We start from the raw sequence: 8,527 nt of genomic DNA, 5'->3' as shown, positions 1-8,527 counted from the left end.
GCAGGTGATTTTGTTTACAAAAACCCTTTTGTGAAAATGCTCCGGATAGGTTGAAAAAATGGTGTTGAAACACTGTGTTGGGGCTTCTGAAGGGGGCATTCAAGTCACCTTGATTTTCCATTTGGGCCGTTTCGCCCGACAGAAGGGCCACAGTTGGAAGCCAAAAGGGCCACAGTCGCATCGCAACTGTGGCCCTTTTGCAAGCTTGTTTGGCCTATTTCAGGCCTGTTTTCAGCCCCCAAATCGTGTCAATAAGATTCAAAGTACTGATAGTCTGTACTTTAAAAACTTTGCTCAAAATCGCGTATTTGAAACCCGACGAGTTGTTCGGTGAGAATATCGCACGTATGAAGGGTGAAAAAGCATAATTTGTTTGACAAAACCATTCATTGATTTAGATACCGGTTTTTGGCAGGAGGAAAGAGTGCCTGCTTCCGGCACTCCTTCGTTTTCCCCTGTAAATGTTATGGGCAGAACGCCCCGAGCCATTTTTTTCCTACTATTAGATGTTGACATCCAGTCCCACGCCGAACACCTTGTTGGTTCGGGTGAAGTCGTCGGTATTTTCGGCCTTGATGGTCTTCCCGGCGGCTGTATAGTCCTGCGAGTAGCTTTTGTGGAATGTCTCGTAGTTGGTCCAGAAGTAGGCGATGTTGACTTTCACTTTCTTTGAAATCTGTGCGCCTACGCCCAAGCCCACGGAATAGCTGCTCACCACGAAACTCATGTCGTTCAGGAAGGCACCGTTGCCGAGCCCGTATTTCGTGCGTTGCATACCCGCACTCACCTGTATGCGTTTGGTGATGTCGTATTCGGCACCGGCATTGAACTCCTGCGTGTTGCCTGCGAGAAGTTTCTGCTTCTCCTTGTCCATGCGCGCGTCCTTGTCGAAGAAGTAGTGGTAGCCCGCCATCACGCGCAGCCGGGGCAGGATGTCATACTGTGCGCCGATGGTGAAGATGCCCGGCATGTCGCCCGGAGTGTTCACACCGTCGGCAAACAGACCGGTGTCGTCTCGCTTGGTGTCATTTTGTATGTTGAAGTGGGTGGTGAACTCAAGACGCGCACCGATGTTGAGCTTGTTCCAACGGTAGTCCACACCGATGATGGGAGCGATGGCCCAGCCTTTCTGTGTGCAGTCGAGATACTTGTCGGCCACCTGATTTCTCACGCTCTCCATCGTCTGTGCGCCGCCTGCACTCAAGGCTGCGCCCTGCTTCAGCTTGTCGGCCCCGGCTTGATATTGGGCTGCTGCAGCTGTGTTGCCGGCTGCCTTGGCCTGGTCGGCCAGCATCTGATAGTTTTCGGCCTGCTGCTTGTAAAGATCGGCCTGCTCGCTCAGGGCTTTGGCTTTTGTGCCGAGATAGTCGAAGAGGTTTTGGTTGGTTTCACCGATGTTCACGCTGATGTTCTTGATGTTTCCTTCATATTTGTTGTAAACGAAGTTGAACCTGAAACCGCCGTAGACGGAAAGATGCTCGTTGAACTTGTAGGTGGTGCCCAACTGTAAGCCGAACACATACTGCTGTCCGTGGATATAGCTCTCCACACTGTAGCCCGGTTTGTTGGAGCCAAGGCCCAAGTCGATGCCGTATTTCTTTTGATAGCCGGCATTGGTTTGCGCCAAGAGGGCAGGCAGGAGCGATATTTGTCGCTCGAAAGAACCCAGTCCGTGGTTGAAGGTGCATTTTCCGCCACCGCCTACAAGACCGAAACCGGCCTGAAAGCCCCATTTGTCATAGTTGATGGCAGCATGGATGGAGGGCAGGATGGGGGCTGAAGCCTCACCTTTAAATTCCTTGATGCCATATTCGTCGCCCCCATTCAGTTTGAACGGTTGGTGGAAAGGAGTGCCTTGGAGTGCCGGTATGGTGATGCCGCTACGGATGGTGCGGGTCTGGAAAGCCGACTGGTTGTTGAAAGAAAGGTGTATGCCCTTGGGCAGAAAGGCTACACCGGCCGGGTTGCTGTATACACCGTCGATGGCTATCACGCCGTCGCGGGCCGGATTGCGGAGGAAAGACACGCTTTGGTTGGTGTTGGTAAGGATGCCTCCGGCGTTAACGGCCATTGCGGTGGAAAGCAATGTGCCTGACAAAACAAATTTTAATTTATTCATCTTAAATACCTATAATAAATTGTTCGCAAAGTTACACATATTGTTCTTTTTGTCTAAAAGTAACCATCGGTATTTAAGTTATGTTAACTTCTTGGGCGTATTTTGATGCACAAATCGACGTGTGTGTGCAGCCCGGAGGCGTTGTTGGGAGGTGACGGGCAGACGAAGAAACTGTGTTTTCGAAGCCCACCCCGTTGATGTATTCTTTCGGCCATGCCATGATGGGGGCGATGAGACTGCCGGTTGTCTATCCTCACGTTTAATTTTCCACCAGTTCTTCCTGTTCGGCGGCCTGCGCCTCCGGCTTCACCTCCTTTTTCAGTTCGGGATATTGGACACGCGTGTGATAGATAGATTTCAATCTGTCGATGAGCACCTGCTTGGCCTGTGATATGTCGCGGAAGGTGATGGGGCACTCGGTGAACATTCCGTCGGCCACTTCGCCGTCGATCATCTTGTTGACAAGATTGCTGATGCTCTCCTCGGTGTACTCGCCAAGCGAGCGCGAAGCCGCCTCCACACCGTCGCTCATCATGAGAATGGCCTGCTCGCGGGTGAACGGATTGGGACCGGGATACTGGAAATCTTCCTTGTTGACGATCTCGTTGGGGTGCTCGTTCTGGTATTTCACATAGAAGAATTTGGCCAACCCCGTGCCGTGGTGAGTCTTGATAAAGTCTTTGATGATATTGGGCAGGTTCGCCTTTTCGGCCAGTCGCAGTCCTTCGTTCACGTGGCTGATGATGATTTGCGCACTCTCCTTGCACGACATCCGCTCGTGCGGATTGACTCCCACTTGGTTTTCGGTGAAGAAGACGGGGTTGGTCATCTTTCCGATGTCGTGGTAGAGTGCCCCTGTGCGCACCAGCAGACTGTTGGCCCCAATCTTGTTGGCTATCTCGGCAGCCAGATTGCCCACGGTGATGGAGTGTTGGAATGTTCCCGGGGCTATCTCACTCAGATTGCGCAGCAGTCCCTTATTGGTGTTGGAAAGTTCGAAGAGCGTCACATTGGAAATGAAACCGAACATCTTTTCGATGAGGTACATCAGTGGGTAGGCCAGCAGCAGGAAGATGCCGTTGACGATGAAGTGGATGTTCATGCTGCGGTCGAAGCCAAAGAAATCGTTTTCCTGCATGAGCTGGAGTGCATAGTAGACAACTATGCTGGCCAGCGTGACCAGCAAGGCGGTCTTGAAGAGTTGCGCCCGCTGCGACAGTTCGCGCAATGAGTAGATGGCCACGAGGCCCGCCACGAGCTGCACGATGATGAACTCATACTGGTATTTCACCGCCGCCGCGCATATCAGCACCATCGTGGCATGGGAGATGAAGGCCGTGCGAGTGTCCATGAACACGCGGATGAAGATGGGCACCATCGTAAACGGGATGATGTAGACACTGAAGAGGTTGTGTTTCATCATCAGTGATACCAGTATCGGGAAGAGTGTAATCATGGAGTAGAGCATTGTGATGCTACGGGGCTTCTCGAAATAGTCCTTGCGGAAAAGACCCAGGTAGAGGGTGAAGAGCATCACGAGGATGAAGACGAAGATGGTCTGGCCGATGATGGTGGTGGTGATTTCTTCCTCCGTGGCACTGCGCCGCTTCATTTCTTTCTCGAAAGAATTAAGCACCCTGTAAGTGTAGTCGTCGACGATCTCTCCCCGGTCTATCACCTTCTGTCCGCTCATCACCATTCCGCTGGCCAGTGGAATGCTGCCCAGCAAGTCGTTCTGTTCGGTCTGACTTTTCTCTTTGTCGTAGGTGAGGTTGGGCTCTATGTAGTTGTTGAGGTCGCAGCGTTGCAGTATCTGCCGTTGCGGTGCCAGTTTTTCATCGAGAAACAACTGTTCGTAAGCTCCGATGGTGGAGTAGATACAGTTGATGGGGAAGCTCTGGGCTGTCTTACCGCTCACCACACGCAGCATGTTGGTTGTGTCGTTGTAGATGCGGTTGTATTCGGGCGTACTCATGATGCCCGCCTGATAGAGTCGGTGCAGGCGGTCGACGACCGTGCTCAGATAGGTGTGGGGCAGTCCGGGGATGCCCTCTTTGAAGTCGTTCTTGAACCGTGCTATCTGCTCTTTCTCCACCTTAGGGTTGTAATTATAATAAGGTTGGAAGGTGCGCATGAGCGAGTCGCGCTCGTTGCGGATGGCAGCGTCGGTCTTGTAGATGGGAAAGTCGAACTTGGCGATGAACGAGCCGTACATCCACGGTTTCCCTACATCGTAGCGGAACTGTTGACCCTCGTTGCGGGGCAGGAACCACACGATGATGGTTACGGTGACAAGGATGAGTGCCGTGCGTGTGAAGAAATCTCGCCAGTAGTGTTCGGGATATGTCTTGAATATGTTCATGAATGCCTGTTTTATGTGGTTTACTCTGCGAATTTACGAAAAAAATACCCTAACCTACAAAAAAAATATGTAAATTTGCACAAAAATGTTTTCATAGCTATATTATCTTGAGCATGGCAGAAAGAAAAGTAAGAGTGCGTTTTGCGCCCAGCCCCACCGGCGCATTGCATATCGGCGGCGTGCGTACCGCCCTTTACAATTATCTTTTCGCCCGTCAGCACGGCGGCGAATTTGTATTCAGAATAGAAGACACCGACTCCCACCGCTTTGTGCCCGGCGCTGAAGAATATATCATTGAGTCGTTTCGCTGGCTCGGCATACCGTTCGACGAAGGTGTTTCCTTCGGAGGCGACCACGGGCCTTACCGCCAGAGCGAGCGCCGGGAAATCTATAAGCAATATGTCAGGCAGTTGCTTGATAGTGGAAAAGCCTACATAGCCTTTGACACTCCGGAAGAACTGGAGGCCAAACGCAACGAGATAGAGAACTTTCAGTATGATGCCCGTACCCGTATGCAGATGCGCAATTCGCTCACGCTGCCCAAAGAGGAGGTCGACCGGCTCATGGCCGATGGTGAGCAGTTTACCGTGCGCTTCAAGATAGAGCCGGGACAGGAGGTGCATGTGGACGACATGATTCGTGGCGACGTGCGCGTCAAGAGCGACATATTGGACGATAAGGTGCTCTACAAGAGTGCTGACGAACTGCCTACCTATCATCTGGCCAACATCGTCGACGACCACCTGATGGAGATTACCCATGTGATTCGCGGCGAAGAGTGGCTTCCCAGTGCGCCGCTCCATGTGCTTCTCTACCGGGCTTTCGGCTGGGAAGACACGATGCCCCGTTTCGCCCATCTTCCCCTGCTGCTCAAACCTGAGGGCAAGGGCAAGCTCAGCAAGCGCGACGGCGACCGTCTCGGATTTCCGGTCTTCCCGCTGGAGTGGCACGACCCCAAGACCGGAGAGGTGAGTTCGGGCTATCGTGAGAGCGGATACTTTCCCGAGGCGGTGGTGAACTTCCTCGCCATGCTCGGCTGGAATCCCGGAACAGAGCAGGAACTCTTCTCGCTCGACGAACTGGTCGAGGCATTCGACATCACGAAATGCTCCAAGGCCGGTGCCAAGTTCGACTTCAAGAAAGGCATCTGGTTCAATCACGAATACATCCTCCGCAAGAGCAACGAGGAGATAGCAGGCCTCTTTGCCCCCATTGTGGCCAATAATGGGGTGGACGAGAGCATGGAGCGCATTACGGAAGTGGTGGCCATGATGAAAGACCGCGTGGATTTTGTGAAGGAGCTGTGGCCCCTTTGTTCTTTCTTCTTCATCGCTCCGACCGAGTATGACGAGAAAACGCGCAAGAAGCGATGGAAAGACTACTCGGTCCGGCAGATGACCGAACTGGCAGAAGTGCTCGAAGGCATCGACGACTTCTCTATCGAAGGACAGGAACCCGTAGTCAAGCAGTGGGTGGAAAGCAAGGACTACAAGCTCGGCGACATCATGAATGCCTTCCGCTTGGCACTCGTCGGTGAGGGCAAAGGCCCCGGCATGTTCGATATTTCGGCTTTCTTGGGCAAGGAAGAGACGCTCCGTCGGCTGCGCAGGGCTATCGAAGTTCTAAACTAAAACTTATGTACAATCTCATCATTTACATTTATCTGTTGGGCGTGGCCGTTGCCAGCCTGTTCAGTAAGAAGGTCCGCAAGATGTGGTGTGGGGAGCGCCGGGCCTTCGATGTATTGAGAAGCAAGGTGGAGCCGGAAGCCCGTTATGTATGGTTTCATGCCGCCTCGCTCGGTGAGTTTGAACAAGGGCGTCCGTTGATGGAGCGCATTCGCAGGGAACATCCCGAATACAAGATACTCCTCACCTTTTTTTCTCCGTCGGGCTATGAAGTGCGTAAGGGCTATTCCGGGGCCGACATCATCTGCTATCTGCCCCTCGACACGCCCCTCAACGCCATCCGTTTCCTGCGCTTGGTTCGTCCGGTGATGGCGTTTTTTATCAAATATGAGTTTTGGTACAATTATCTCCACATCTTGAAGCACCGTCAAGTGCCGGCCTACAGCGTGTCGAGCATCTTCCGTCCCGACCAAGTGTTCTTCAAATGGTATGGCCGCCAATATGCCGCTGTGTTGCGTTGCTTCACCCGTTTTTTTGTGCAGAACGAGGAGAGTCGCCGTCTGCTGTCCTCTATCGGTATAGACAATGTTGTCGTGAGCGGTGACACGCGCTTCGACCGGGTGCTGCAAATCAAGGAAGCCAGCAAGCAGCTCCCCATTGTGGAGCGTTTTGTACAGGGCGGCTTGTCTGATACGCCCCCTGTCGCAGCTTCCTCCCAATTATCTGCCCCGGAGAACTTAACACCCACCACCCATCACCCATCACCTGTTTTTGTCGCCGGCTCTTCTTGGCTTCCCGATGAAGAAATCATTTTGAAGTATTTCAACCTGCATCCCGAGTGGAAACTCATCATCGCGCCCCACGTCATCGGGGAGGAGCATCTCAGACAGATTGTGGCACTCATCGGCGAAGGACGCAAAGTGGTGCGCTACACCCGCACCACCGAGGAGGAAGCCGCCACGGCCGATGTGCTCATCATCGACTGCTTTGGTCTGCTGTCATCCATCTATCGCTATGGCTGCGTGGCATACGTGGGTGGCGGCTTCGGCGTGGGCATTCACAATGTGCTTGAAGCTGCCGTGTGGGACATACCTGTGGTGTTCGGTCCCAACAACAAGCATTTTCAGGAGGCCCAAGGGCTGTTGGCAGTAAAGGGAGGCTTTGAAATCATCGGCGATGAGGACTTTGCCGCTCTTATAGACCGCTTTTGTGCCGACCGTGAGGCGCTTCGCCGGGCGGGCGAAGAAGCCGGCAGGTTTGTCAAGAGTCGCTCCGGCGCTTCCGACATCATCCTTTCCGGCATATCATTGTAGGTCTTCTGCGTCTTGACCGATCGGTTGGCTTCCGCATTCTTCATATCTTGAACAATCTCATTACCAACTTTAAAACTTATAACTATGATTTCTTTCGAGTGCGATTACAACAATGGTGCCCATCCGTTGGTGCTTCAGCATTTGGCTGAGACCAACAGAGAGCAGAGTCTCACCTATGGTTTTGATGAATGGACGCTGTCTGCCAAAGAGAAAATTCGTGAGGCTTGCTGTGCTCCCGATGCCGACATCTTTTTCCTCTATGGCGGCACGCAGACCAATCTGACGGTCATCAACGGCTACATCCCGAGTTACAAGTCGGTCGTCTCGGCCGATACGGGGCACATCAACGTGCTTGAGTGTGCGGCCATCGAGCATACCGGACACAGGGTGGAGGCCATCCCCGGCATCAATGGAAAGATCACCGTCAACGAGTTGGACTGCTACATGGAGTGGTTTCTCAACAACGGAAACCGCATCCACATGGCACAGCCCGGCATGGTCTATATCACCTTCCCCACCGAGTTTGGCACGATTTACAGTGCAGCCGAACTGGAAGACCTCTATGCCGCCTGCCGCAAATACGAGTTGCCCCTCTTCATCGACGGTGCCCGCATGGGCTATGGCGTGATGTCCCACGAGAGCGATGTCGACCTTCCGTTTATCGCCTCCCACTGTGATGTGTTCTATATCGGCGGTACCAAGGTGGGAGCCCTGTGTGGCGAGGCGGTTGTCTTCCCTCATGGCAACGCTCCGCGCGACTTCTTCTCCATCATCAAGCAGCATGGCGCACTCAGTGCCAAAGGCCGTCTTATGGGAGTGCAGTTTGACGCCCTTTTCACCGACGGGCTGTACCTGCGCATCTCCCGTCATGCCATCGACATGGCAGAGCGCATGAAGCAGATGTTCAAGGACAAGGGGTATGAACTCTTCATCGATTCGCCCACCAACCAGCAGTTTGTAGTCATCGACAACGAGAAAGTGAAAGAACTTGAGCGCAATGTGATATTCACCCATTGGGAACCGCGTGGCGACACCCAGATGGTGTGCCGTTTTGTCACTTCTTGGGCCACCACTCCTGAAGATCTCGATCGGTTGGAGCAGTTGA

The 8,527-nt window shown here is 53.1% G+C and carries 5 protein-coding genes; 3 read left to right on the top strand and 2 right to left on the bottom strand.

Features of this window, described 5'->3' with window-relative positions; translation table 11 throughout:
- Positions 1 to 502: 502 nt before the first annotated feature.
- Complete coding sequence (locus HMPREF6485_RS01385; RefSeq protein WP_004342477.1) at positions 503 to 2,119, bottom strand: porin family protein; 1,617 nt, start codon at positions 2,117 to 2,119, stop codon at positions 503 to 505.
- Positions 2,120 to 2,378: 259 nt separating this feature from the next.
- Positions 2,379 to 4,481, bottom strand: coding sequence for an HD family phosphohydrolase (locus HMPREF6485_RS01380; RefSeq protein WP_004344159.1), 2,103 nt, complete (start codon positions 4,479 to 4,481; stop codon positions 2,379 to 2,381).
- 113 nt (positions 4,482 to 4,594) lie between these two features.
- On the opposite strand from HMPREF6485_RS01380, the gene gltX reads away from it, so the two are divergent.
- The 3 genes from gltX to HMPREF6485_RS01365 all read left to right on the top strand — a co-directional run.
- Positions 4,595 to 6,112: a glutamate--tRNA ligase gene (gene gltX / locus HMPREF6485_RS01375; RefSeq protein WP_004344157.1), complete on the top strand. Its 1,518-nt coding sequence runs from the start codon at positions 4,595 to 4,597 to the stop codon at positions 6,110 to 6,112.
- Positions 6,113 to 6,117: 5 nt separating this feature from the next.
- Positions 6,118 to 7,422 (top strand): 3-deoxy-D-manno-octulosonic acid transferase, encoded by a 1,305-nt coding sequence (locus HMPREF6485_RS01370; protein WP_004344156.1) that lies wholly within the window; start codon positions 6,118 to 6,120, stop codon positions 7,420 to 7,422.
- 84 nt (positions 7,423 to 7,506) lie between these two features.
- Positions 7,507 to 8,527 (top strand): threonine aldolase family protein (locus HMPREF6485_RS01365; RefSeq protein WP_004344155.1); only part of this gene is annotated, 1,021 nt, incomplete at its 3' end.

Origin of the sequence: Segatella buccae ATCC 33574, from assembly GCF_000184945.1 — a bacterium.
GTDB classification, from domain to species: Bacteria; Bacteroidota; Bacteroidia; order Bacteroidales; family Bacteroidaceae; genus Prevotella; species Prevotella buccae.
Note: the sequence above shows the minus strand (reverse complement) of the source record. Positions and strands in the feature narration are given on the sequence as shown.

Excerpts from the sequence above, each read along its gene's own strand:
- HMPREF6485_RS01385 (WP_004342477.1), bottom strand. The coding sequence starts at position 2,119 with ATGAATAAATTAAAATTTGTTTTGTCAGGCACATTGCTTTCCACCGCA.
- HMPREF6485_RS01380 (WP_004344159.1), bottom strand. The coding sequence starts at position 4,481 with ATGAACATATTCAAGACATATCCCGAACACTACTGGCGAGATTTCTTC.
- gltX (WP_004344157.1), top strand. The coding sequence starts at position 4,595 with ATGGCAGAAAGAAAAGTAAGAGTGCGTTTTGCGCCCAGCCCCACCGGC.
- HMPREF6485_RS01370 (WP_004344156.1), top strand. The coding sequence starts at position 6,118 with ATGTACAATCTCATCATTTACATTTATCTGTTGGGCGTGGCCGTTGCC.